18 protein-coding genes and 6 pseudogenes are annotated in these 24,797 nt (G+C 69.2%); 13 read left to right on the plus strand and 11 right to left on the minus strand.

What is annotated here, in order from left to right:
* Nucleotides 1-10: 10 nt before the first annotated feature.
* Nucleotides 11-463, minus strand: coding sequence for an iron chaperone (locus tag KVT44_RS47625; protein ID WP_217574591.1), 453 nt, complete (start codon nucleotides 461-463; stop codon nucleotides 11-13).
* 180 nt (nucleotides 464-643) lie between these two features.
* On the opposite strand from KVT44_RS47625, the gene KVT44_RS47630 reads away from it, so the two are divergent.
* Nucleotides 644-1,252 carry a TetR/AcrR family transcriptional regulator gene (locus KVT44_RS47630; RefSeq protein ID WP_217574593.1) on the plus strand — a complete coding sequence of 203 codons (609 nt, stop codon included), beginning with the start codon at nucleotides 644-646 and terminating at the stop codon, nucleotides 1,250-1,252.
* Nucleotides 1,248-1,563 (plus strand): annotated as a pseudogene (locus KVT44_RS59125) (transposase); the annotation flags it as partial. The gene KVT44_RS47630 and the pseudogene KVT44_RS59125, both read left to right, overlap by 5 nt.
* A gap of 82 nt (nucleotides 1,564-1,645) precedes the next feature.
* Here the strand turns inward: KVT44_RS59125 and KVT44_RS47635 are convergent.
* From KVT44_RS47635 to KVT44_RS47650, 4 genes and pseudogenes are all read right to left on the minus strand, one after another.
* A pseudogene (locus tag KVT44_RS47635) lies at nucleotides 1,646-2,414 on the minus strand (SDR family oxidoreductase).
* 242 nt (nucleotides 2,415-2,656) lie between these two features.
* Nucleotides 2,657-3,238 (minus strand): NADPH-dependent FMN reductase, encoded by a 582-nt coding sequence (locus tag KVT44_RS47640; RefSeq protein ID WP_217574595.1) that lies wholly within the window; start codon nucleotides 3,236-3,238, stop codon nucleotides 2,657-2,659.
* Between the two features lie 182 nt (nucleotides 3,239-3,420).
* Nucleotides 3,421-4,344 carry an RNA polymerase sigma-70 factor gene (locus KVT44_RS47645; RefSeq protein ID WP_217574597.1) on the minus strand — a complete coding sequence of 308 codons (924 nt, stop codon included), beginning with the start codon at nucleotides 4,342-4,344 and terminating at the stop codon, nucleotides 3,421-3,423.
* Nucleotides 4,345-4,450: 106 nt separating this feature from the next.
* Nucleotides 4,451-5,272: an NAD(P)-dependent oxidoreductase gene (locus tag KVT44_RS47650; RefSeq protein WP_308314315.1), complete on the minus strand. Its 822-nt coding sequence runs from the start codon at nucleotides 5,270-5,272 to the stop codon at nucleotides 4,451-4,453.
* 272 nt (nucleotides 5,273-5,544) lie between these two features.
* Between KVT44_RS47650 and KVT44_RS47655 the strand changes: the two genes are divergently transcribed.
* The 3 genes from KVT44_RS47655 to KVT44_RS47665 all read left to right on the plus strand — a co-directional run bounded on the left by KVT44_RS47655 (nucleotide 5,545) and on the right by KVT44_RS47665 (nucleotide 8,206).
* A complete protein-coding gene (locus KVT44_RS47655) occupies nucleotides 5,545-5,805 on the plus strand; it encodes a hypothetical protein (RefSeq protein WP_217574599.1) in 261 nt (86 codons plus the stop codon).
* 283 nt (nucleotides 5,806-6,088) lie between these two features.
* Entirely contained in the window at nucleotides 6,089-6,355 is a 267-nt protein-coding gene (locus KVT44_RS47660; RefSeq protein WP_217574601.1) for a hypothetical protein, read from the plus strand.
* A gap of 447 nt (nucleotides 6,356-6,802) precedes the next feature.
* Nucleotides 6,803-8,206, plus strand: a complete 1,404-nt coding sequence (locus KVT44_RS47665; protein ID WP_217574603.1) for a carboxypeptidase regulatory-like domain-containing protein — start codon at nucleotides 6,803-6,805, stop codon at nucleotides 8,204-8,206.
* 232 nt (nucleotides 8,207-8,438) lie between these two features.
* Here the strand turns inward: KVT44_RS47665 and KVT44_RS47670 are convergent, their stop codons facing one another.
* On the minus strand, nucleotides 8,439-8,894 hold the full coding sequence (locus KVT44_RS47670; RefSeq protein WP_217574605.1) for a DUF6884 domain-containing protein: 456 nt from the start codon (nucleotides 8,892-8,894) through the stop codon (nucleotides 8,439-8,441).
* Between the two features lie 452 nt (nucleotides 8,895-9,346).
* On the opposite strand from KVT44_RS47670, the gene KVT44_RS47675 reads away from it, so the two are divergent.
* Complete coding sequence (locus tag KVT44_RS47675) at nucleotides 9,347-12,112, plus strand: multifunctional oxoglutarate decarboxylase/oxoglutarate dehydrogenase thiamine pyrophosphate-binding subunit/dihydrolipoyllysine-residue succinyltransferase subunit (RefSeq protein ID WP_308314316.1); 2,766 nt, start codon at nucleotides 9,347-9,349, stop codon at nucleotides 12,110-12,112.
* Nucleotides 12,113-12,368: 256 nt separating this feature from the next.
* On the opposite strand, the gene KVT44_RS60835 is transcribed toward KVT44_RS47675, so the two are convergent.
* The gene (locus KVT44_RS60835) at nucleotides 12,369-12,608 is read right to left on the minus strand and encodes a zinc ribbon domain-containing protein (protein WP_308314318.1); all 240 of its coding nucleotides are present in this window, start codon (nucleotides 12,606-12,608) and stop codon (nucleotides 12,369-12,371) included.
* Nucleotides 12,547-13,389 carry a transposase gene (locus tag KVT44_RS47680; RefSeq protein ID WP_308314317.1) on the minus strand — a complete coding sequence of 281 codons (843 nt, stop codon included), beginning with the start codon at nucleotides 13,387-13,389 and terminating at the stop codon, nucleotides 12,547-12,549. Before KVT44_RS47680 ends, KVT44_RS60835 begins: the two co-directional genes overlap by 62 nt.
* Before the next feature lie 60 nt (nucleotides 13,390-13,449).
* Between KVT44_RS47680 and tnpA the strand changes: the two are divergent.
* Nucleotides 13,450-13,722: pseudogene (tnpA, locus tag KVT44_RS47685) on the plus strand (IS200/IS605 family transposase); the annotation flags it as partial.
* Between the two features lie 389 nt (nucleotides 13,723-14,111).
* Here the strand turns inward: tnpA and KVT44_RS47690 are convergent.
* Nucleotides 14,112-14,906, minus strand: coding sequence for an SDR family NAD(P)-dependent oxidoreductase (locus tag KVT44_RS47690; protein ID WP_217574607.1), 795 nt, complete (start codon nucleotides 14,904-14,906; stop codon nucleotides 14,112-14,114).
* A gap of 278 nt (nucleotides 14,907-15,184) precedes the next feature.
* Between KVT44_RS47690 and KVT44_RS47695 the strand changes: the two genes are divergently transcribed.
* The 4 genes from KVT44_RS47695 to KVT44_RS47710 all read left to right on the plus strand — a co-directional run bounded on the left by KVT44_RS47695 (nucleotide 15,185) and on the right by KVT44_RS47710 (nucleotide 21,537).
* Nucleotides 15,185-16,392 (plus strand): IS3 family transposase gene (locus tag KVT44_RS47695; protein ID WP_217574609.1). Its coding sequence is split into 2 segments (ribosomal slippage): nucleotides 15,185-15,482 and nucleotides 15,482-16,392, totalling 1,209 coding nucleotides; the frame shifts between segments, so codons are not numbered across the junction.
* A 337-nt stretch (nucleotides 16,393-16,729) separates the two neighbouring features.
* A complete protein-coding gene (locus KVT44_RS47700) occupies nucleotides 16,730-20,443 on the plus strand; it encodes a S8 family serine peptidase (RefSeq protein ID WP_217574611.1) in 3,714 nt (1,237 codons plus the stop codon).
* Nucleotides 20,444-20,535: 92 nt separating this feature from the next.
* Nucleotides 20,536-20,883, plus strand: coding sequence for a DUF488 domain-containing protein (locus tag KVT44_RS47705; protein WP_217574624.1), 348 nt, complete (start codon nucleotides 20,536-20,538; stop codon nucleotides 20,881-20,883).
* 156 nt (nucleotides 20,884-21,039) lie between these two features.
* Nucleotides 21,040-21,537, plus strand: a complete 498-nt coding sequence (locus tag KVT44_RS47710) for a GNAT family N-acetyltransferase (protein WP_217574613.1) — start codon at nucleotides 21,040-21,042, stop codon at nucleotides 21,535-21,537.
* Nucleotides 21,538-21,573: 36 nt separating this feature from the next.
* Here the strand turns inward: KVT44_RS47710 and KVT44_RS47715 are convergent.
* Nucleotides 21,574-22,464: pseudogene (locus tag KVT44_RS47715) on the minus strand (helix-turn-helix domain-containing protein).
* 543 nt (nucleotides 22,465-23,007) lie between these two features.
* Here KVT44_RS47715 and KVT44_RS47720 point away from each other — a divergent pair.
* Both KVT44_RS47720 and KVT44_RS47725 read left to right on the plus strand, forming a co-directional pair.
* A pseudogene (locus tag KVT44_RS47720) lies at nucleotides 23,008-23,836 on the plus strand (IS5 family transposase).
* A 40-nt stretch (nucleotides 23,837-23,876) separates the two neighbouring features.
* Nucleotides 23,877-24,611: a transposase gene (locus KVT44_RS47725; protein WP_254650869.1), complete on the plus strand. Its 735-nt coding sequence runs from the start codon at nucleotides 23,877-23,879 to the stop codon at nucleotides 24,609-24,611.
* A gap of 57 nt (nucleotides 24,612-24,668) precedes the next feature.
* Here the strand turns inward: KVT44_RS47725 and KVT44_RS59130 are convergent.
* Nucleotides 24,669-24,797, minus strand: a pseudogene (locus KVT44_RS59130) (metallophosphoesterase); the annotation flags it as partial.

Here is a 24,797-nt window from a genome sequence, read left to right on the forward strand (position 1 = left end):
CGGGCGGGGCTCAGCTCACCGCCTGCTTCACGAGCGCATTGATCCGAGCCTCCACCTCGGGCGTCACCTCGGTCAGGGCGAAACCGGCCGCCCACATCGTGCCCTCGTCCAGCTTCGCCTGGTCGCTGAACCCGAGCGTCGCGTAGCGCGCCTTGAATTTCGCCGCGCTCTGGAAGAAGCAGACGACCTTGCCGTCCAGCGCGTAGGCGGGCATGCCGTACCAGAGCTTCGGCGCGAGGACCGGGGCGCCGGCTGTGATGACGGCATGGACGCGTTCGGCCATGATCCGGTCCGAGTCCTGCATCTCGGCGATCTTCGCGAGCACGTCCCGCTCCGCCTCCGCGGCCTTGTCCGCGCGCGAGCCGCGGCGCGCTGCTGTCTTCAGCTCTCGGGCGTGGTCCTTCATCGCGGCCCGTTCCTCGGCTGTGAATCCCTCGTGCGTGCTGCTGTCAGTGCTGGTCATGGCAGATCTTCCTTCGTCGATCCGATGTGGCGGGTGTTGATCTGATCCGGCGGGATTCTGGGCGTCTGTGGCGACACGCCGTCACTCCAGCATCGGCACGCACCGTGCCGATCGATACTGAATGCTGCGCGCAGCCCTCGGCATTGTCAACGGCACGCCGCGTGCCGATAGAGTGTGGGTATGAGCGACACGCCCGCCACGCCACGCCGCCGAGGTGCCGCGCGCACCGAAGAGCTGCTGCGGGTGACCCTCGATCTGGCTGCGGAGGTCGGGTATGCGGGCCTGAGCATCGAGGCGGTCGGCCGACGGGCCGGGGTCGGAAAACACACGATCTACCGGCGCTGGCCGTCCAAGGCGGCTCTGCTGCTCGACGCGCTCAGTCGCGTGTGGACCAGGGACCTGGACTACCGCGACACCGGGGACGTCCGAAGGGATCTGCGCGAACAGTTCCTACGTTCGGGTTTCGCCCTCTCCAGCCCGCCGATCGGCCCCATCTACCGCGCAGTCATCGCGGAAGCGCAGGCTGATTCCACGCTGCGGGCGACCCTGCACGAACGATTCCTGGCCACCGTCGAGCAGAGCACCCTCGATCGGATCACCCGCGCCCAGCACACCGGTGAGTTGACCGCAGCAGCGAACCTGGAATTCGCCGCCGAGGTGCTGTGCGGCACTCTTTACTACCGCAGCCTGCTGTCGACCCGTCCCATTGACGAGGCCGCGATCGACGGACTGCTGGACATGTTCATGGCTGCCTACGGAACCACCGCCCAGGGCCTGTCCGATCATTGAACTTGTTGTACGCCGTGGAGAGTTGACGGATGTGGCATGGGAGCGGACAGGGCTGCTGTTGCCGGGTGTTGATCGGCGGGAGGCCGTGTCGGGACCACCGACAGGTGATCGACGGTGTGCTGTGACGTCTGCGGACGGGACTTGGGGCCGCCTCTTGGGAACAGGCCCACGTGCGGGACGACTTCGTCGGCGCGGTAGATCCGTCACGTGCGGCGCTCGGCCAGGCGCTCGGCCGGTTCTGCGGCGGCCTGACCGCCAAGGTCCGTCTCGCCCGCGACGGCCGGGGCTTTCCCCTGGCGGCTTCCCCTGGCCCGCATCGTCACCGTCGGCAACGGCCAACTCGTATGACCGTTGGGTGAATTCGTCGCGGAGACGACAGCTCGGCGGTCACCATCACCAGGGCACCGGGCCGTCCTCGCTGACGAACCCACTGGTCGGCCCGTCCCCGCCGAGCGTGGCCAGGCGCACCAAGACCGCGGCGCCCTGCGCGACCGTGACGTACCCGCTGTGGTTGTTGATCTCCGTGTCGACGTAGCCGGGGTCGGCGGCGTTGATGAGGATGCCGTTCTTGCGCAGTTCATTGGCGTATTGCACGGTCAGTGCGTTCAGTGCGGCCTTGGAGGGCGTGTACGCGGCCGACGTCGGCCGAGCCGCCGGCGGGCCGTCCGGGTCGCTCGTGACGGTCAGCGACCCGGCGGCGCTACTGACGTTGACGATGCGTGGCTCCGGTGACCGTCGCAGCAGGGGGAGCATGGCGTTGGTCACCGCGATCACCCCGAAGACGTTGGTTTCGAACACCGTCCGGACCATGTCCAGGTCGACGGAGCTTGGGACTTGATCGTGGGCGTCCTCGGCGGAGACCTGTCCGGAGCCGGTGATGCCGGCGTTGTTGGTCAGCACGTCGAGGTGGCCGAAGCGTTCCTCGATCTGCTGTGCGGCCGCCCGGGCGGTCGTCCTGGTCGGTGACGTCCAGGACGACCGCGTGCGCGTTGCCGCCGACCGCGCGCAACGCCGCGGCGGCATCCTCGCCACGCCGTGGGTCTCTGGCACCGATCAGGACCGTCATCCCCAGCGCAGCGAGCTGCTCGGCAGCCGCCCGGCCGATCCCCTTGTTCGCCCCGGTAATCAGCGCGATCTCCTGGTGCGTGGCGTACTCGCTCATCACCAGCTCCCTGCTACGGGATGGTGGCGTCCTGCAACTCGTGCAGAGACCCGACGCCGACGCCGCGTCGAGGAGGTCGGTGACGATGGAGATCAGGTCTGCAGCCAGTGTCGAGGTGGGCAGCGCGCCCGACGATCGGATCGACGGGCCGGTCCGCCTCCGGCGCCAGCCCGGGGTGCGGACCGCCACCGTTCGTGCAGCGGATCCAACGTTGTAGACGTTGGGGTTGGGGTTTCGGCCGTTCAAGCAGCGGCCCGGGAAGCTGCGCGCAGTGGGCCGAGCGCCTGCGCCCACGCCAGCAGCTCGTCGACCAGCCCGTGCACCTCCGCCACGTGCAGCTCCTGCGGCCGGAAGTCGGCAAAGGCTTCGAAGTCCTCGCGCAGCGAAAGCGCCACCTGAGGCCCGATGTCCGCCATCCGCAACGGGCCCGCCTGCGCACGGAGCTTCTGCACCGCCATGACCGCGCCGAAGATGCCGTAGCCGACGTAACCGACCGGCTTGCCGCCCCACTCCGCGTAGAGGTAGTCGATGGCATTGGTCAGGGCGGCGGGCGGGGCGGTGTTGTACTCGGGCGTGACGACGATGAAGGCGTCGCACGATCCGATCCGCTCGGCCCATCGCCGTGTGTGCGGCCGCCGGCCCGGTGCCGTGCGCGCCGGCACGGGCTCGTCGAGCAGCGGCAGCGCGTAGTCCTTCAGGTCCACGAGCTCGAAGTCCGCGGCGTCGCCTGCGTGTTCAACCGCCAGATCCCGCACCCATTGGGCCACCTGGTCGCCGTTCCGGCCGGGGCGGGTGCTGCCGATGATGATGCCGATCGTGATCATGTCCGATTCTCCTGTTCTGGTTTTGGTTCTGGTTCTGGTTCTGGTGCGCCGAACCTGTCGCTGCTTGGTGTTTGGTTGGGGCGCGCATGTCCGCGATGGTGAGTTCCCTGCCGCGACGGCGGGTTCCCGGTCGGCCTGCGGCACCCGGCACCACGGGTCTGGAGCGCAGTCAGCTCTTCAGGTCAGTCCGCGTCCCGACGGACCTGTTGTGTTTCGCGCAGGACCGCCCACGCGTCGCCCACGGGGCCCATGTGTCCGAGCTTGTCGGGGTTGCTCACCGTGCGGATCGTCTGGATCCGTCCGTCGAGGATGTCGAGTGTCCAGGTGTTGAGGACATTGCCGTCCGGGTCGCGGAAGATCGCGCCCGGCTGGCCGTTCACCTGGTGCCGTTCCACGACGCCGCCGATCTGGATGAACGGCGGGAGGAGGGTGGCGAGCACCTGGGACACATGGTCGGCGCCGAAGAAGCCCGTGGCCCACTGCGGGGCCTTGCCGCCGCCGTCCCCGACCAGCGACACGTCGCTGGCGAGGAGTTCCCGCAGCCCGTCGATGTTCCCCTCCCGCAAGGCGTCGAAGAACCGCTCGGCGAGCTTCTCGCGCTCCTTCCGGTCGGCCTCGAACCGAGGCCGACCCGCGTCCATGTGGCGGCGTGCCCGCACCGCGAGCTGGCGGCACGCCGCCTCCGACCTGCCCACCGCCGAGGCGATGTCCGGGAAGCCGAAGGCGAACACCTCCCGCAGGACGAACACCGCGCGTTCCAGCGGGCTGAGCCGTTCCAGCAGCAACAGGGATGCCATCGACAACGTGTCGGCCAGTTCCGCCGAGTGCTCCGGGTCCTCGTAGGGGTCGGTGAGCAGTGGCTCGGGGAACCACGGCCCGACGTACTCCTCCCGCCGCAGGCGGGCCGAGCGCAGCACGTCGATCGAGATCCGGGTGACCACGGCCGAGAGGAACGCCTTGGTCGACGTGGGCCGGGTCGCGGAGAGCTCGTAGCGCAGCCAGGTCTCCTGGACCGCGTCCTCGGCCTCGCTCACGCTGCCCAGGATCCGGTAGGCGATCGAAAACAGCAGTGGCCGCAGCTGTTCGAACTCCTCGGTCCGGGTCACACCAGCCCCTCCTCGAAGCCCTGCCGCCACGACGGATAGCGCGGCTCCCAGCCGAGCTCCCGCTTGGCCTTCGCGTTGGAGAAGCCGCGCCCCTCGGTCATCATCGTCACCACCACCTGTCCGGCCAGCAGCCGGGCCAGCCACGGGGGATGCGTACCGGCCGCTTCGCCCCCGCGCACGCCGCGAGATGGGGCAGCCACTCGACGGCCGGGGCCGGGTCGTCATCGACGATGTTGAACACGCCCCTCGCTTTCTGCTCGACGGCCAGGACGGTGGCGCTCGCCGCGTCGTCGAGATGGATCCAGGAGGCATAGCCGGTGCCGTTGCCGACCAGCGGGAACTGCCGCTTGCGCACGAGTACGACCTGGTCGTCGGTGGCGCCGGGTCCGTAGAACGCGCCGTATCGCATCACCGCGCCGCCGGCGCTGATGACGGCATCCTCGACGTGGCGCAGCGCTGCCATCGCCGGGCGCGCGGGCGTTTTCTCGTGCAGGTCCAGCGGGTCCTCCTCGGTCTTCACCCAGCCGCCCTCGCGGATCCCGTTCCAGTTGGCGTAGCCCTGCGCGACGAAGTGCGGCACGCCGGTCGCCTCGGCGGCGGCCAGCAGGTGATCGGTTCCCTCGGTGCGCAGCCTGATGGTGGGCAGGGACCAGCGGTCGAAGTGCTTCAGGTCGGGCTTGCCGGCGTGAGCCATGCTGATCCCGGTCATCTGGTGCACGATCACGTCCGGGCGGGCGGCTGCCACCGCTTCGCCGACGGACATCGGGTCCAGTCCGTCCATCACGACGCCGTCCGCGCCCAGTTGCTCCACGAAGCCGAGCTTGGCCGTGCTCGTCGTCGTGGCCGTCACCCGGTGGCCACGAGCCACGAGCTGCGGCACCAGCCGTCGCCCCAGGACTCCACTCCCGCCTGCCACGAACACCCGCATGACCATCACCTTCCTGCTTTCGGAGTCTGTCTTCGACGATCTGAGACGAGACAGCCCCGCCGTTCTGTGACATCGGAGGGCGCGGGAAGGAAATGGCGGGGAGGAGGCCGCCGGTGCCGCCCGCGCACGGGCCGAGACGGGGACGCGCCCGCCGCACGTCGGCCGGTTGTCAGGTCGTCATGAAGGGCCCGGGCTGCCGCCCCGGCGAACAGCCGAAGAGCCCGGCTGACAAGCCACCGGCCAGGGCTCTTGCCTTCCCTGGCGAGAGGGGCGTGCGCCCGGTCGCGACCTGGTTCGTCATCGACGGCGCGGCGCCGGCAGTGGCCGCCGTCAGCTACACCAAGCGCATGGTGATGACGCGGTTCGACAGCGATGGTGATCCCGACGAGGACACCGTCCCCCTGCCTGAGGCACTGCGGATCATCAGCCGCATCCCCGGCACGGGCCTTCCACCCTCTCCCGCGACCTGGCCGGTCGGCCGCGAGTCAGGCCAGTGCCTGGGGAATCACCTGGCCGCAGCCCCTGGGGAATGACGTCGGCGTCGGCGAACGGGCGCCGGGATCCGTCGTTCCGGGAGTGCGGGCGCGTACGGAGTGCTCTAGCGTCGTATGAGCGAGGGTGGCCGATACCGGGCCGATCGGGTCTCGGAGGAAGCGCACACCACCCGCACGACAGGCACGGCACACCGCCTGCTCGACCCCTGTGGTGCTCGATCCCCGGGGGATTCCGTCTCTCGGGTTCGCTCGCCGCCGCCCCCGCCCGCGGTCCGGCGCGCCCAGGACCGCGTGATCCGACCCAGAGAGCAGGTGCATCCTCATGCGTCGTTCGGCTTGTATTCCCAGTGTTCTCGCGGGCCTGGCCCTCGCCCTAGGCGGCACCGTCATCGCCGCACCAGCCGCCCACGCGGACATCGCGGCCTGCGAGAACCAAGTCCGGGACCAGGGCACCGACGTCACGGACGCCGTCCGGATGGCGTGTTACGTCGGCCTGGTGGGCGACCAGAGCGGCTGTGTCGGCGATCTGGCCCGGGCCGGGGTGGCGGGCGCCGTCGCAACCGAGGCGTGCCGCCAGGCCCCGCAGTAGGCCGCTGCCCCCAAGGAAGAGGCCGGGTGCTCCGGAGACTTCCGAGGGCCCCGGGACGGACGGCGCCCGGTAGCCGGGTTCGAAGAACCGCCGCCCGTCTACGCAACAGGCTCCGATCGGCGGCCGCCGCGCTGCCCGCCTTCGCCGCCGCCAAAAGCGTCGCAGCACCAGAACATGACCTACACGGTGAGCCATCAATGCGGCAGTCGCTGAACAATGACGAACTGTCAGGTGAGGGTGGTCTTCACGGGCAACTCGTGGTCTCGGGAATCATGGTCGGCAGCAGGCCGGTGGGGGTGCCGTCCCCCCGGCCGGTACACGGTCGCGGCCGGCTGGGTCGGCCCTGCGGGACTGTCGCACCGTGGCCGTCGCTCGATATGTGCTCCAAGCCCCTCACATCTGGACATGACCGGCGGTGCCGCCCCAGCCCCGCCATACGTTTGGGTCATGAATTCCTCCTCGTCCGCCCGTCCTTTGCCGCCTGCCGCAGAAACAACCACGCGTGCGGTATTCGGCCCCAGCTGGTTCGCGGCGGTCATGGGCACGGGCATCGTCGCCAACGCGGCGGTCACGCTGCCCCGGAGCATTCCCGGGCTGCGGACTTTCGCCACGGTGGTCTGGCTGGGCGCCGCGCTGCTGCTGATCCTGCTGGCCGTCGGTTACCTCAGGCAGCGGGCGCTGCGGGTACACGCGGCTGATCCCGTGGCGGCCCAGTTCTTCGGCGCGCCGCCGGTGGCGCTGCTCACGGTGGGTGCCGGCGCGCTGGTGTTGGGTCGGCGGCTGATCGGGCTCGAGGCAGCGCTGCGTCTGGACTGGGCGCTCTGGTCACTCGGTACCGTGCTCGGTCTCGTCACAGCGTGCACGGTGCCGTATCTGATGGTCACCCGGCACCGCTTCGCGCCGGACGCGGCGTTCGGCGGCTGGCTGATGCCGGTGGTGCCGCCGATGGTCTCCGCCGCGACGGGCGCGCTGCTGGTGCCCCACGCACCGGCCGGGCAACTGCGGCTCGCCCTGCTGCTGGGGTGTTACGCGATGCTGGGGCTCGGCTTCGTCGCGGCGCTGCTGGTGCTGGCCATGATCTACGGGCGCCTGGTGCACCACGACGTACCCGCCGCGACAGTGGTGCCCACGGTGTGGATCGGCCTCGGGGCGTTGGGCCAGTCGGTGACGGCGCTCGGCGCGCTGGCCGCGGTGGCGCCGAGCGCGTTGCCCGCGCCCTACGCGCGAGGCGCCGCGGTCGCCGCGTTGCTGGGGGGAGTGTCGGTGTGGGGCTTCGCCATGTTGTGGCTGGCGCTCGCGGCGGGGCTGACCGCACGGACGGTCCGGGGCGGGCTGCCCTTCGCACCCACGTGGTGGTCTTTCATCTTCCCGGTGGGCGCCTGTGTGACGGCCACGAGCGCTCTCGCGGCGCGGACCGGATCGCAGCTGTTCATATGGGCGGCTGCCGTGCTCTACGTGCTGGTGGTCATTGCCTGGATGGTGGTGGCGAGCCGCTCTTTGCGCTACGCCGCCGGACACATGCGCCGCCGACCCGTCATTGAGCACGCGCGCCGTCGGCCGGCCGAGCCTGACGCGCGCCGCGGCATGGCGCCCGTGCTCAGGGGTACCGTCCGCAGCAGCACCACGGACGGCCGCCCGGTTTCCGAGGCCCGCGTCACGCTCCTGGACCCGGCGGGCGACGTCGTCGGCATCGCGCTCACCGCCGAGGACGGCTCGTACGTCTTCACCGGTCTCGAAGCCGACCAGTACACCGTCGTCGCGGCGGGCTACCCGGCCCGGTCAGCATCCCTCACCCTGGATGCGGCCGGCCAGGACGCCTTTGATCTGACGCTGGCACACGACGAGGGATGAACGGCTCTGTCACTGACGGGCCCGCTCCGCGCGTTCGGAGCGGGCCCGCCGTGGTTTTCGCGTGATCATGGGCGCAGCGGGGGGACGAGGTCGTCCGTCCGCGCCGCGGACCTGCTCGCCGACAGGAGGCACCATGGCCACCGGGAGGCCGTCACTGCCCTGCCCTGCCCTGCGCACGTGCGCAGGGCAGCGGGGCTACGCGCCGGCCCCCTTCCCGCAGCGGCACACGGTGTCACATCAACTGCTGGTCGTGTGCCTTGCGCAGCACGGCGAGCCGGGCCATTTGCTCACCCATGCCGCGTGTCCCGGCCAGTGGTGTGCGGGCGTGTGGCCAGGTGGTGCGGACGAGGCCGGCATGCCGTGCGCCGCCGAGAGCCACAACGGGGTCGAGGAGCACGATGTCGCGCACTGTGGCCTGCTTCAGTAGGGCTTGGGCTGTGATGGCGTCGGCAGCGCCATGGGGTGTGTCGTACGGGTCGATGACGTCGTCGAGGTCGAGCAGGCCGTAGCGCGCGGAGAGTATGAGCAGCCGGTCGGGCCGCAGCGCATCAGCCGCCCTGCGGCACGCACGGTGATAGGAGCCGACATACAGGTCTGCCGCTCGTGCGCGCCGGCCCAGTTTGCGGCTGCCGCACGGGATGACGACGAGTTCGGGTTGGAAGCAGTCGAGGTAGTCGTTCGCCGTCATGTCTGTTGTCCTGCCTGTCCATGTGTGACGTCAGCCGTGTGGGCGCTGTATGCGCCTGGTACGGGTCTCATGACCTGGACGACTGTTCGGTCTCGGGCGCATGGGGCGCGGGGGAGGGGATTGCCGTGCGACGACGGAGCGTGCCGCAACCGCTGTTCACCGCAGGGCGCGAGGCAGCCGGTGATCAGGCTTCGGCTGTGCGTGGAAGCATTCCACGCGAGGGCCGCCTCACTGCTGCGATGTCCTGATGTGACGGCGTTATGGCATTCCTGGGTGTCTTGCTCGGCTCCCGCAATGCCATAGCGTCGATGGTGCGACACGGTCGGACGGTTTCGCCCCCACGACGGATACCCGGCGGAAGCGAAGCCCACGGGCACGATGAATGACGACCGGGCGGTCCGGCCGTGTCCGTCATCGGTCATTCCGAATGAGGAAAGAAGGCGATCCACCCAGTGGCATCGCAATCACGCGCCGGACAGCCGGCACTCCACGGGCTGGAATTCGGCATCAACGAATGGCTCGTGGACGAACAGTACGAGCGATACCTGCACGACCCCGACTCGGTCGACCGGACCTGGAGGGAGTTGTTCGCCTCCCCGATCCCGGCGCCCCGCCGAGAGACGCGCAACGGCACGACGACCGCGCAGGAGAGCACGGACGACGCGGCCGTCAAAGCGGTCCGCGTTGCCGCGCTCATCGAGGCGTATCGAGTCCGCGGACATCTGGTGGCCGATACCGACCCGCTCACGGCAGAACGGGTGACCGCACATCCGGAACTCGACCTCACGGCATTCGGGCTCCGGGACGATGACCTGCAAAGAGAGTTCGTCGTCGACGGGTTCTTGGGGCAGGCCACCATGACGCTTCGCGATGTGCTGAATGCGCTGCAGGAGTCCTACTGCCGTACGGTCGGCACCGAGTACATGCACATCCAGAGCTCCCAGGAACGCCGCTGGATCCAGCAGCGGATCGAATCGCCTCAGCCTCCGCCGGACGTCGCCGAACAATTGCAGATTCTCTACCGGTTGGGTGCGGCAGAGGCTTTCGAGACGTTCCTGCAGACCAAGTACGTGGGACAGAAACGGTATTCGCTCGAAGGCGGCGAGTCGGCGATCGTGCTGCTCGACGCTCTGCTGCTCCGCTCCATCGGGCACGGGGTGAGGGAAGCCGTCATCGGTATGGCACACCGGGGTCGGCTCAATGTGCTGGCCAACATCATCGGCAAGTCCTACGCGGAGATCTTCCATGAGTTCGAGGATGCGGGGGACATCCGGTCGGTCCAGGGATCCGGCGATGTGAAGTACCACCTCGGTGCGGAAGGGACCTACCGTACGTTGGACGGCGGCACGATGGCCGTCTGCGTGGTGGCGAACCCCTCGCATCTGGAGCTCGTGGGGCCGGTGGCCCAGGGGGTGGTGCGCGCCAAGCAGGACAGGGTCGCAGACGGTGGCGAAGCCTTCCCTGTCCTGCCGATCGCCGTCCACGGCGATGCCGCGTTCGCCGGTCAGGGTGTGGTCTTCGAGACGCTGAACATGTCCCAGCTGCCCGGCTACCGCACCGGCGGGACGGTCCACATCGTCATCAACAACCAGCTCGGCTTCACCACCTCGCCCGCCAACGGCCGTTCGAGCGCATACGCCACCGACGTGGCACGGACGGTCCAGGCCCCCATCTTCCACGTCAACGCAGACGACCCCGAGGCTGTGGTCCGGGTCGCGCGCCTGGCCTTCGACTATCGTCAGGCGTTCCACAAGGACGTCGTCGTCGATCTGATCTGCTATCGGCGCCACGGGCACAGCGAGGTCGATGATCCCTCCATCACGCAGCCGGCGATGTACGACCGCATCGACGCCAGGGCTTCGGTGCGCAAGCTGTACGCCGAGGCGCTTGTCCGACGGGGTGACATCACCGAGCGGCAGGTGGAAGGCGCCCTGCGGGACTATCAGAGTCACCTCGAGCGGGCCTTCACCCAGACTCGGGCGCGTCCGGTGCCCCCCTCCCTCAAGCCCGTGAACCACGTGAACGCCACGAACCCCGTGAACGCTCAGCGTGCGGCCGCCTCCCAGGCGACGACGGCGATCACGGAGGCCGCCGTCCGGAAGGTGATCGCTTCCCAGACCGCTGTGCCGGGAGGTTTCACCGTGCACGCGCGCGTTCTTCCGCAGCTCCAGAGGCGGACCACGATGCTGGATGCGGGAACGATCGACTGGGCCACCGCGGAAACACTGGCCATCGGCTCCCTGTTGCTGGACGGGGTTGCGGTGCGGCTGGCCGGGCAGGACTCCCGCCGTGGCACGTTCGGCCAACGGCACGCCGTGCTCACCGACCGGCGCACCGGCGCGGAGCACACGCCACTGAGCTCCCTCGGCCCGCGGGCCGCCGACTTCGCACCCTACGACTCGATGTTGTCCGAACTGGGCGCGCTGGCCTTCGAGTACGGCTACTCAGTGGCGCGGCCCGACGCTCTGGTGCTGTGGGAGGCCCAGTTCGGCGACTTCGCCAACGGAGCGCAGACCGTGATCGACGAGTACATCGCGTCATCTGAAGAGAAATGGGGCCAACGCTCCGCGGTGACGCTGTTGCTGCCGCACGGCCTGGAAGGGCAGGGGCCCGACCACTCCTCCGGGAGGATCGAGCGGTTCCTCCAGCTCTGCGCGCAGGGGAACATGACCGTCGCCATGCCTTCCCTGCCGGGCAACTACTTCCATCTGCTCAGGCAGCAGGCGCTCGACGCGCGCAGAAGGCCACTGGTCGTCTTCACGCCGAAGTCGATGCTGCGGTCGAAGGTGGCTACCTCGGGACTGACGGAGTTCACGATGGGCGCGTTCCGTGCGGTCATACCGGATGCGACGGCCGACACCGCCCGGATCAGGCGCGTGCTGGTGTGCTCGGGCAAGGTCTTCTACGACCTGGATGCCCATCGGCGAAGCGCCGGTCTGTCGGACACCGCGATCGTCCGCCTTGAGCGTCTCTACCCGTTCCCCACGGAGGATCTAGGCGCGGAACTCGCTCGTTTCCCCGCCGGGTCCGAGGTGCGATGGGTGCAGGAAGAGCCGGAGAACCAAGGCGCATGGTCCTTCGTGGGGCCCCATATGCACCGGCTGGCGGGCCGTCTCGTCGCATGCGTCAGCCGCCCGCAGGCGCCGGCCCCCGCCGTGGGTTCTGCCCGTCGGCATGCCGGCGAACAGCAGGACCTCGTGACGTCGGCCTTCCAGTGACCGTGCCGCCCCAACGGTTCGGAAGACGGGCCCCGGCTGTGCCAGGTACCCCACCACCACAGGGGCACCAACGGCCGGTACACGGAGCGGGGGTGCTGTCTTTGGACGCTCCGCTCGGTGACGGTCTGGCGCTGTATGACCTGGTCGCCCTCGCCCTCGCCCTCGCCGTCGTCGTCGATGTGCTGGTGCAGGTGGCGGTCGGAGTGTTTGAGTACGAGCTGCTCAACCTGTCCTGCGCAGTCTGGACAGGGGTCAACTACCCGTCGCTAGAGCGACGGGCTTGCACAACGGGCATCACTGGGTGTGAAGCTGCGTTTGCGTCCAGCCCTGTTCCCGGTTTCCGGGGTGGGGCGGGGGCCGTTGACGGGGCCCCGCGTCGCCACAACTCCCACGCGCGGGCGCGGATGTTGCGGGAGCCGTTGCGGTCTGCGTGATCAACGAATCCGCAGTTCCGGCACGCGAACCAGGCCTGTGAGACCCGGTTCGCTCTGTCGATGTGCCCGCATTCGGCGCAGGTGCGGGAGGAGTGGGTGGCCCTCCCCCACTGCCTTAAGGGCGTGGGAGGTACCCCCAGCCTCGGCCACCACATGCTTCGCGATCTTGTGGTTGATGTCCCTCGCCCGCCGCGCCTCCTTGCGCCGCCGCTTCTTCAGGCGCCGCTTGGCGGACGGGGTGTTCTTCTTCTGCAGCTTGGCCCGCAGGCTGCGCTCGCGCGGGCGGGTGCGGTTCAGCTCGCGTCCGGCCATGATCTCGCCGTCCGAGGTGGTGGCGATGTTCACGATCCCCAGGTCGATCCCGAGGAAGTCCACCGGAGCGGTGTTGAGCGGCGCTTCAGGGACCTCGCAGGTGGCGTTCAAAAACCACATGCCGTCCCGCTCCAGCAGGTCCGACTCGCCCCTGCGGTACAGCGCCAGCGTGGCCAGTTGCTCCGGCGAGGCGGTGAAGGCCACGTTCTTGACCCGGCCGCTGGTGGTCCAGATGGACACCGTCCGGTCCGGGATCTGCCAGGACAGCATGCGGTCGTCGTAGGGCTGCGCGCCCTGCGGGCGGAAGGCGATCGGCTTCTCGGCGGCCCGGCGGTAGCGGCGCGAGCCGGAGCGGCCCAGATTTCCGGCCCGCAGGTTCGCCTTCAGCGTGGCGTACGCGTCGCACGTCTTCTTGATGACGTGCTGGGCAGCCTGCGCGCCCAGGCCCCAGCGGGACTTGACCTCGCCGTAGACCTGCTTGCGCAGGGCGAAGTTCTTGAACTCCCCGCGCGCGAAGGCGGTCTCGCTCACCCAGGTGGCGGCCTCGTTGCACGCGCGCAGGGTCGTCTGCTCCCTGCACGCGCACTTGGTACCCGCTGCGAGGAGATCATGCGGGACGTGTGCGCGGACTTCGGCGCTGAGCTGCACGAGTTCAACGGCGAGAAGGACCATGTGCACCTGCTGGTCCACTGCCCGCCCAAGATCGCTCTGTCCCGGCTGGTCGGCTCGCTCAAAGGCGTCTCCGCGCGCCGCTTGCGCCAGGAGTTCCCCGACCACATCCGCCGCTACCTGTGGGGCGACCATTTCTGGTCCCCGTCCTACTTCGCCGCCTCCGCAGGCGGTGCACCCCTTACGGTCATCTAGGAGTACATCGAGAACCAGAAGCGTCCTGGGTGAGCCATCAGCGGCTCCGCCGCCCCGCCAAGGACGCGATTCCTCCCAGACGTAAACGCCCGGGGTTCAAGAATCAAGCTGAACGAGCGCGTGGCCACCGAGCAGGGCAAGCCGCCCGAAGCCCCCTCTGGCTCGGCCTCATCGGTCGCCTCACGGGATGAGTGCCTCGGGCAGGTGTGGGCATACCGCTTCGATGGCTAGGACCAGCGGGGCGAGTACAGAGCCTCGACCAGACTGGCCCGGACTGCATCAGCCCGGGCCCGGAGGGGGACGGACTCCTTAGTGAGGATACGGGGCGCAGCCGAGGCACGGAGCGGCGCCGACCTCGTCGGACATGGGTGATGGGGTTCGGGCCATCCCTAGGGGAGGATGGAATCGACGTACCCTCCATCGACCCGCAGTGCGCCGCCTGTGGTGGCGGACGCCAGGTCGGAGCTCAGGTAAACGACCATGTTGGCGATTTCCTCGGGTTCGATCAAACGCTGCAACAGCGACTGCGGGCGGTGCTCTCGCATGAAGGCTCGTTGTGCCTCGTCCCAAGGAAGGTCACGGTCGACGAGTTGGTACACGAAATCCTCCACACCAGCGGTGTGGGTAGGGCCGGCGATGACGGAGTTCACGGTGACGCGGGTCCCTGAGGCATGCTTGGCAAAGCCACGACTGACCGCGAGCAGGGCGGTCTTCGACATGCCGTAGTGGATCATCTCGGCGGGGATCACCACTGCAGAGTCACTCGCGATGTATTGGACGCGGCCCCACCCCCGTTGGATCATCTGCGGCAGGTAGGTACGGGTGAGACGGACGGCGGCCAGCACGTTCACTTCGAAATAGCGACGCCATTCGTCGTCCGTGATCTCCAACGGGTCCTTGGCGCCGAAGATGCCGAGATTGTTGATGAGGATGTCGACGTCCGGCAGGGCTTCCCGGGCGGCGACGGCGCCCTCCTCGGACGCGACATCGGCGGTGACCGGAAGGAAGTCGCCATCCGGCACGTCGGCTTTGAGCTGTTTGATGGACTCCTCGACCCTGCCCCGGTCGCGTCCATTGACTCCAACCCGGGCACCGGCCCGCGCGAGTCCGGCCGCGATCGCGGCTCCGATGCCTTGGGTGGATCCCGTCACCAACGCGGTCCGTCCCGTGAGGTCCAGGCGCATGTCTCTTCCTTCCCGACGCAGGTTCGGCGGCTATCAGCCGTCATGGCACTTCTTCTCCTCGGAGTGCCCGATCATGTTCGGAAACCCTGGGATGGGGCAGTACGGGTGACTGCCGGCGGCTCGTTCTCGACTTTGCTGATGACGAACTCCCTGTAGTGGCGTTGACGTCCTCGTCGGTCAGGTCATCGGGGGTCCTCGACGAGGGGCCTTGACCCCGGATTTTGGACACCGGAGACACTTGGATCTTGATGGTCCGGGTGGTCAGGAGTCCTGCACAGATGGCAATGAAGCACTATCCTCCGGAGTTCAAGGCGGACGCGGTCGCGCTGTACCGATCGAGGCCGGGAGCGACGATCAAGTCGGTCGCCGAGGACCTCGGGGTCAATACCGAGACCCTGCGGAACTGGATCCGGGCCGACGGCGGACGGCGCCAGGGCTCTCACTCGACGCCTCCGGTCGCGCCGGCTCCGGCCCAAAACCCGGTGGAGGCCGAACTCGCCACCGCGCGAAGACGGATCCGCGAGCTGGAGGAAGAACGCGACATCCTCCGCAAGGCGGCCCGGTATTTCGCCGGGGAGACGCGCTGGTGACCCGCTTCCAGTTCGTTGCCGATCACCAGCGCCGTCACGGCGTGAAGCGGCTGTGCGCCATCCTCGGGATCGCCCGTTCCAGCTTCTACTACTGGCGCCGCGCCGCACCCAAGGGGGCCGCCCGCCAGGCTGCGGACGCCCAACTCGCGGCCCGGATACGTCAAGTGCACCGGGACTCAGACGGCACCTACGGCGTTCCGCGGATCACCGCCGAACTCCGCGACGATGGCCGGGCGGTGAACCACAAACGCGTCGCCCGCGTCATGCGGACCATCGGGCTCACCGGAGTGCGCCTGCGCCGCAGGCACCGCACGACGGCCCCGGCCCCGTCCGCGGCCAAGGCCCCCGACCTGATCGGCCGCGACTTCACGGCGACGGCGCCGAACACCAAGTACGTCGGTGACATCACCTACTTGAGCATCGGCAGCGGGAAGTTCTGTTATCTCGCGACCGTGATCGACCTGTGCTCACACCGTCTGGTCGGCTGGGCCGTCGCCGACCACATGCGAACCGAGCTGGTCACCGACGCCCTGGCCGCCGCGATCCGGACCCGCGGCAGCCTGAACGGCGCAATCATGCACACGGACCACGGGCCGCAATACACGAGCCGGGCATTCGCCGCCGCCTGCGCTCAGGCCGGTGTCCGGCAGTCCATGAACGCCGTCGGCAGCTCAGCGGACAACGCCGCCGCCGAGAGTTTCAACGCGAGCTTCAAAAGAGAGACGCTCCAGGGCCGAACGGGCTGGTCAACCGAGCGTGAGGCCCGCCTCGCGGCATTCCGCTGGCTCCACCGCTACACCACCCGCCGCCGACATTCCCGGCTCGGACAACGCAGTCCGATCGCCTACGAAAACACCTTCCACACAACATCAACTACGCTCACCGAAGCCGCATAAGACGTGTTCAGGATTCGGGGTCAAGGCCCGAAGGCCCATCACCCATCGATGACGTGAGAGCGCGGGCCCGCCGCACCTGGCGTCCGCCCCGGCGGAGGGCATGCGCCAAGCCGTCGACCGGGATGCCCCACAGGCCCGTTGCTCCGTCCCCCACACGCCGAATTCATGGGGCGGTCCGCCGCCGTCCCCCCGGACGCGCGGTGGCCGACGACCCCGTGTGCTCGCGGCGTAACTGTGCCATGGCACAAGAGCGACATGCGCGACCCCTTGAACGACGGCGGGGGAGGCCGGAGGATCCAGTGATCTTTCGCTCTTCGCCGCGTCTCAGGAGTCTTCCTTGCCCAAGGTTCCCATCCCCCGGCCCGGGCCGATCGCCCTCGCCGTGGCGGCCGCGCTAACACTCGGCGTCATACCGGCGACTGCCGCTGTGTCCGCGTACTCCGCCGGTGAGGTGTCGCACAACGACGCCGGACACCAAACCCCCGGCGATGCCGGCACGCACACCGTCACCCTGATCACGGGTGACAAGGTCACCATCGGGACCGCCGCCGACGGCACCGTCGTGCGCTCCTTCCAGGCCGCGAGCGGAGCCACCACCGGCTTCCACCGCGCTGTCCTGGACGGCGCCACCTACGTCTATCCCGACGCCGCCCTGCCGTACGTGAGCGCCGGCAAACTCGACAAGCAGCTCTTCAACGTGACGCGGCTGATCACCGAGGGCTACGACGACGCGCACAGCTCCCGGCTGCCGCTGATCGTGCGCTACACCGGAGCCACCGCCAAGGCCCGCACCCGGGCGAAAATGGCCGGCTCGACCGACGTCCGCCGTCTGGACAGCATCCAGGGCGCGGCCCTCGCGCAGAACCACAAGCAGGCACCGGAGTTCTGGTCCTCGCTCACCGGGGGTTCCGGCGCGGCGGCCCGGTCCGCGAAGCCGTCCTTCGTGGGCGGCGTCGCCAACGTGTGGCTCGACGGCAAGGTGAAGGCCGACCTGGCCGACTCCACCGCCCAGATCGGCGCGCAGAAGGTATGGGCGGAGGGCGACACCGGCCAGGGCGTGAAGGTCGCGATGCTCGACAGCGGCGCGGACACCGAACACCCGGACCTGGTCGGGCAGGTGTCCGACAGCGCCAGCTTCGTCCCCGGCGAGGACGACATCGCCGACTACAACGGCCACGGTACGCACGTCGCCTCGACCATCGTCGGCACGGGCAGTGCCTCCGACGGCAAGGAGCGGGGTGTCGCCTCCGGCGCCCGGCTGGCCGTCGGCAAGGTGCTCAACTCCGAGGGCAGCGGCCAGGAATCCTGGATCATCGCGGGCATGGAGTGGGCCGCCCGCGACCAGAAGGCCAGGATCATCAGCATGAGCCTGGGCGGCAGCGGTGACAAGACCGACCCGATGAGCCAGGCCGTCGACGAACTCAGCCACGACACGGGCGCGTTGTTCGTGATCGCGGCGGGCAACGGCGGCCCGCACTCCATCAGCAGCCCCGGTGCCGCAGACTCCGCGCTGACCGTCGGCGCCGTCGACTCCACCGACACGCTCGCCGACTTCTCCAGCCAGGGCCCGCGTGACGGCGACGGCGGGCTGAAGCCGGAGATCACCGCGCCCGGCGTCGACATCGTCGCGGCGCGCTCGCACTACAAGCGCGGCTCCGGCTACTACACCACGATGAGCGGCACGTCGATGGCGACGCCGCACGCCGCCGGTGCCGCCGCGCTCCTCGCCTCAGAGCACCCCGACTGGACGGGCACCCAGCTCAAGGAGGCGCTTGTCAGCAGCGCCAAGGCAACCCCGGCGTACACCCCGTACCAGGCGGGCGCCGGCCGGCTCGACGCGCTGGCGGCCGTGCACACCACGGTCTTCGCCACCACGAGCGCCTACTCCGGCTTCTACACGTGGCCGCCGAAGCCGGGGCAGACCGACGTCCAGACGGTGACGTACACCAACGTCGGCGACGCAACGGCCAACCTCAACCTGGCGGTCAACGGCACCGTCCCGGCAGGGTTGTTCAGCCTCTCCGCCGACCACGTCACCGTGCCCGCCCACGGCACTGTCACGGTCACCCTGACGGCGGATCTGGACAAGCTGGGCGGCGACCAGTCGGTCAGCGCCATGATCACCGGTACGGACGGCAGCGGAGCGGTCCGCGCCCGGACCCTGATCGGCGCGGCCCGCGAGGGCCAGCGGCAGAATCTGACCGTGGTCGCCAAGGACCGTTCGGGCAAGCCGCTGGAGGGCCGGGTCGTCCTGACCGCCGAGCACCTCTTCACGGTGATGGACCTCGACGCGTCCGGCACCGGCACGGCGCGGCTGCCCGTCGGCAGCTACAGCGGCTGGCTCACCGGTGACGTGCAGGGCGCCGAAGGCCCGCACTCGCGCGGCATGGTGCTGCTCGCCTTCAACGACGTGAAGCTGGACCAGGACCGTACCGTCACCCTGGACGGCCGCAAGGCACGCCGGATCCTGGCGCGCGTGCCGCAGCAGACCACCGCCGTCGCGCCGCGCCTGGACGCCCACCGGTCCTTCACCGACAGCCTGGTGGAGACGTCGATGCTGCCGGACCCGTCGTACGACAGCATCTGGGCGCTCCCGACCGGCAAGAAGGTCACCGACGGCGAGTTCGAGACCGGCGCCCGCTTCCGCCTCGAGCAGCCCGCGCTGACCGTGAGCACGAAGTCGAAGACCTTCAACGACCCGCTGGTCAAGCGCGCGGCCACGCCGCTGCCCGCCGGTACCCGGAATCTGACGGCGGTCTTCGCCGGTGACGGCACGGCCGAGGAGCTCGCGCGGCAGAACGTGCGCGGCAAGGCCGTCGTGGTGCGCGGCGCCGGCACGGAAGGGATCAAGGCCCAGGCGGAGGCCGCCGCGGCCGCCGGCGCCCGGCTGCTGCTGGTCGTCAACGACGGCGTCGGCCGCCTGCAGCCCTGGGACGAGAACCCCTGGAGCCCGGAGAGCCCGGCCCCGGTGACGGTGGCGACGCTCAACGCCGACCAGGGCGCCGACCTGCTCGGCCGACTCCGGCACGGCGCGGTCTCGCTGAAGGTCACCTCGCACCCCACGACCGACTACGTCTACGACGTCGTGCACCACTGGACGGGCGCCGTTCCGGCCGACCCGACCTGGCGTGAGGAGTCCAAGGACCTCGGCCGGGTGAACGTCTCCTTCCGGAACTACCGGCAGGGCAAGGCGATGGAGTTCCGTCCGGACGTCTGGCGCGGCTGGGCCGTCGGCAACCAGCTCACCGCGCCCGCCCAGGGCGAGCGCACCGACTGGGTCACCGCCGGCACCACGTGGCTTGACGACGCCTTCATCCAGGGCGAGACCGGGCAGCACTCGATCGACCCGCTGAACTACCCGGCGCGCAAGACCGGCAAGGTCAGCTGGTTCGGCCCGATCCAGCGGCCCCGCATGGGCCCGATCAACTACCAGCCGGTGCGCTACCTCGACACGATGTACATCACCGCGCCCGGCTGGGGTGACTCGGGGTCCGGCCACGTCGGCGAGGCCGGCGCGAACTTCGACGTCAAGGACTGGATGTCGCTCTACCAGGGCGACCAGCAGCTCGACTGGGGTAACGCCGAGTACCTGCAGGTTCCCGGCCTCGGCGCCGAGCGCCTGCCCTACCGGCTGGTCCTCGACAACGACCGCGGCACCTGGGCCAACCCGTACTCGACGCACACGCTGACCGAGTGGGACTTCACCTCCGCGGTCACCGGCAGCGATGCGGCGGTGTCCCTGCCGCTCATCCAGCTCGACTACGGCGTGGACACCGACAAGTCCGGCCGTGCCGACCGGCACGCCGGCCTGACGGTGACCGCCTCGCACCTGCCGGGCACCACCGCCACCATCGGGAAGCCGACCGTCGAGGTGTCGTACGACGACGGTGCGACCTGGCAGCGAACCGACCTGAGCCGGTGCGACGACGGATGGCGGACGAACCTGCGCGCGCCGCGGTCCGCCGACTTCGTCACCCTCCGGGTCGGCGCCCGGGACAGCGCGGGCAACACCGTCTCGCAGACGATCACCCGGGCCTTCGGCCTGCGCTGACGTCACATCCCGGGAGGTCACCTGGGACAGCACCGCGTGGGTGAGACCGCAGCCGGTGGCCCCGCCCACGCGGCGTTCGCAGTTGTCAGAGGATCTATGAGGACACCTCGTCGCGGAACGGCAAGCGAGTGCTCGTGAACCGCCTGTGGCCTCGCGGAATGAGCAAAGAACGGGCCCACCTGGACGAATGGCTCCGCGACGTGGCGCCGTCGGCAGACCTGCGCCACTGGCACCACCACGACCAGGAGCGCTTCGCGGAGTTCCGGGATCGATACATCGGCGAACTGGAGGACGCCGATCACCGGCCAGCCGTGCAGCACCTGCGTGATCTCGCCGCCCACGACAAGGTCATCTTGCTCACAGCCACCAAGGACCTCGGCCACAGTGAGGCCGCCGCGCTCGCCCAGTGGCTCGGCGCCGTCGGCACAGCGAGCCGCTAGTGCCGTGACCGGATAGGTTCACCGAGGTCTCGTGGTCTTCGGGTGCGTGAGTCACCGCTGCTCCCCGGCTTCGGCTGGTCGCAGGGCTGAGCGACCTCGTTTGCATGGTTGTAATCAACTTGCTGTCCGCCCCGGCGGGCGGGCAGGGTCTGGATCATGCTTGAACTACGCACTTTGGAATCAGACGACTGGCCCCTTTGGCGGGAGTTACGACTGGCCGCGCTTGCTGAGGCGCCCTACGCGTTCGGATCGACGCTGGCCCAGTGGCAGGGCTCCGGCGACCGAGAGGAACGCTGGCGTGCCCGTCTGTCGATCCCTGGCGCGCACGATCTCGTCGCGCTCCTCGACGGCCTTCCGGTGGGCATGGCCAGCGGAGTGCCGGGCGAGGGAGCAGAGAACGTGGAGTTGATCTCGATGTGGGTCAACCCAACGGCTCGGGGCAAGGGCGTGGGCGACTACCTGATCCAGGCGGTCGAGCGGTGGGGGGCGGAGCGCGGCGCCACGACCCTGCGGTTGTCCGTCATGCCGGACAACCGCAAGGCGACCGCGCTCTATGAACGGCACGGTTTCACGGACACGGGTGAGCCCGGCGATCTTCTGCCCGATGGCGTTGGCAGGGAGCGGGTCATGGCGAAGAGCCTGGCCGCTGTCTGATCTCCACATCCGGGCACGGCGGGATCCCTCACTTGGTCAGGCTGCGGCGGCGAGGGGGCGTCCGCCCCAGCGAATGCCCTTCTCGCTGCGGATGCGGGCGCGTTCGCGACGCTGTGCCGCCAGGACGTCCAGGTGGCGGGGGTAGACCGGGGCGCCGTCCGGGCGGGCCGCGCGGATGCTCTTGAGCGCGGCCCAAGTCGGGCCGATGCCCTTGCGGCGTCTGTTGACGCCCCACAGGGTGTCGTCGCCGACCGAGTAGCAGCCATGGAAGTAGCGGGTGCCGCGAGTGCGGTGATAGGCCGCCGGCAACCGGCCTGCCCCGCTCGGCCCAGCAGGCCCCGGCCGTCGGGAGGATGCCCAGAGGCCCGAACTCGTCGAAGGCGAAGGTCCGGTCCGGGCGCTCGTGGAGCACGTACTCGATGCGGTCCAGCTTGGCGTCGAAGTCCGGGTCGGTGTACTCCTTCCAGGTCTGGTGCGCTGGAAGGTGATTCCGCGGCGGGCGAGTAGGCAACGCGGGGCCTCGCGGCCGATCCGAATCGGGCGGGCGAGGTCGCGGCGCAGGTGCTCGGCGAGTTTCCGGACCGACCAGCGGGTGAAGGGCTGACCGAGCTTGACCGGCCGGGTGGTGGCCGTCTGGATGACGAAGTCCTCGTCGTCATCGCTGAGCAGGCGGGGACGGCCTCCCGCCCACAGAGGGTCCAGGCAGGTCAGCCCGATCTGGTTGAACTTGTGGATCACGTCCCGGACGGTGTCCTCGTCCGCCTGCGCGAGCCGCGCGATCACCGGCACGGTGTTACCGCCCGCCGAGGCCTGCAGCATCATCGCCCTGCGGAACCGCACCGTGCTGGTGCTGCTCCGTCGCACGATCCGCTGCAGTTTCTGGCCCTCCTGCTCGGTCAACGTACGCACTCTGACCGGCTGTGCCATCCCGCCTCCCCGCACCGATCGGACGTGTCGTCACATCCAACCGGCACGAGGACCATGAGCACCAACCCGGCGAACCTACGCGGTCACAGCACTAGATCCGTTGCTCCGTCATCCGGCGGGCCTGGCGGACTGCGCGGCAGCAGGTTCTTCGCCCCGAGGACTTTGCTTCACCGCTCGGCAAACGGGTGTACGACCTGCGGCACACCTGCCTGACGAACTGGCTCAATGATGGCGTGCCGCCGGCGCAGGTCACGGACTGGGCGGCCAACGGCGTCCCGGTCCTTCTGTCCACCTATGCCCGTTGCATCGTCGGTCAGCTGGATGATCTCAAGACACGCATCGAGGCCGCTGGAGACCTCCCAGATCACACGAAAGACGTCCGACGCGCCTACGGGAACTTCGACACGTATTCCACACGGCGACCCGCAGAAACCCGGTGACAGGGACAGCGCCGGACCCTCTCCGCGATCACGTGGAGGCGGTCCGGTTCTCCGTGTCGGGGGTCAAACACGCCTGCTCTGATGGCCGTGTCCGGGGTGGTAGTTGAGCGTTCGGTCGGTGTGGGGACGTCGCCGTGGATCGTGTCGGATGAGTTGTGGGACCGCCTGGAGCCGCTGCTGCCGCAGCGCGAACGGCGCTTGCGGTATCCGGGCCGCAAGCCGCTGCCGGACCGGGAGGTGCTGTGCGGGATTCTGTACGTGCTGCACACCGGTATCCAGTGGGAGTACCTGCCCAGGAACCTGGGCTTCGGCTCGGGCATGACCTGCTGGCGCCGCCTGCGGGACTGGAACGAGGCCGGCGTCTGGCAGCAGCTCCACGAAGTCCTGCTGGCCGAGCTCAACGCGGCCTCCCGGCTGGACTGGTCCCGGTACGTGGTCGACTCCTCCCACGTCAGGGCCCTAAAAGGGGGAACCACACGGGCCACTCGCCGGTCGACCGCGGCCGGGCAGGCTCGAAACACCACCTGATCACCGACAGACACGGCACCCCGCTCGCGGTCCTGCTGACCGGCGGCAACCGCAACGACGTCACCCAGCTGATCCCCTTGCTCGACGCGATCCCGCCGGTCCGCGGCCGGGTCGGCCGGCCCCGCCGCAAGCCGGACTCGCTGTTCGCCGACCGGGGTTACGACCACGACATCTACCGCGACCAGGTCCGCGCCCGCGGCATCGTGCCCGCCATCGCCCGCCGCGGAACCCGCCACGGCACCGGACTGGGCACCTACCGGTGGGTGGTCGAGCGCACCTTCGCCTGGTTGCACGGCTTCCGCCGCCTACGCACCCGCTGGGAACGCAGAGCCGACATCCACGAAGCGTTCCTCAAACTCGCCTGCTGCCTCATCACCCACCGACAACTCGGCTCATTGTGTTAGCTGCTGTAAAGCGGGCGACGGGCCGGTGCAGATCGCGAGAATGTACAAACTCACGAAGGCGTCGGCCGTCAAAGCCCGCACCCAGGCCATCAACCAGCTCAAGTCCGTCCTCATTACTGCTGACCCCGCCTTGCGGGAAGAACTGGCCGGACTGGGCAATGCCGAACTCTTCCGTACCTGCGCGCGGTTCACCGACGCGAGCAGCCAGGAAGAGGGCGGTGAAGCGGGGGTGCTGCAGGCCACTCGCATCACGCTGGGGCTGCTGGCTCACCGGATCGGCCAGCTCTCCGAGCAGATCCGGGATGTGGACGCTCGTCTGGCCCGGCTCGTCCAACGTCATGCCCCGCAGCCGCTCGACGTGGTGGGGATCGGTCCGGACGTCGCTTTGCTGATCACGGTGGGGGACACCCCGGAACGGCTGGGCAGTGAGGCGTTCTTCGCCGCTTTGTGCGGGGTGAGTCCTGTCGAGCGTTCTTCGGGACGTCGGCAGTTCCGTCGCCTCAACCGCGGTGGCGATCGTCAGGCCAATGCCGCGCTCCATCGCATCGTGTTCACTCGTCTGCGGGTCGACTCGCGCACCCAGGACTATTTCGAGCGCCGGATCAAGGAGGGTAAGACCCGTCGCGAAATCGTCCGTTGCCTCAAGCGTATGCGGCCCGGGAGGTCTTCCACCTGGTCGGACAGCTACAGCCAGGACCTCGCTCATAAGGGCTGTGTGATATGGGACATGGTCACTTCCGAGACCCGGTCGTCCGCCACGATCTCCGTCGCGTGAGCGGAGCGAGGCTGCCGAGGGGCAGCATCTCCAGGCGGAACTACTGGCCGCCCAGCGCTACGGCGAGGGGGGCCGCTGTGGGGAGCGGAGTACGAGCAGGGTGATCTCGCTGGGGGCGAAGACGCGGAACGGCGGGCCCCAGAAGCCGGTGCCGCGGCTGGTGTAGAGGAGGGTGCGGGGGCCGTG

The organism is Streptomyces sp. GbtcB7, assembly GCF_019091445.1.
In the GTDB taxonomy this organism is placed as follows: Bacteria; Actinomycetota; Actinomycetes; order Streptomycetales; family Streptomycetaceae; genus Streptomyces; species Streptomyces mirabilis.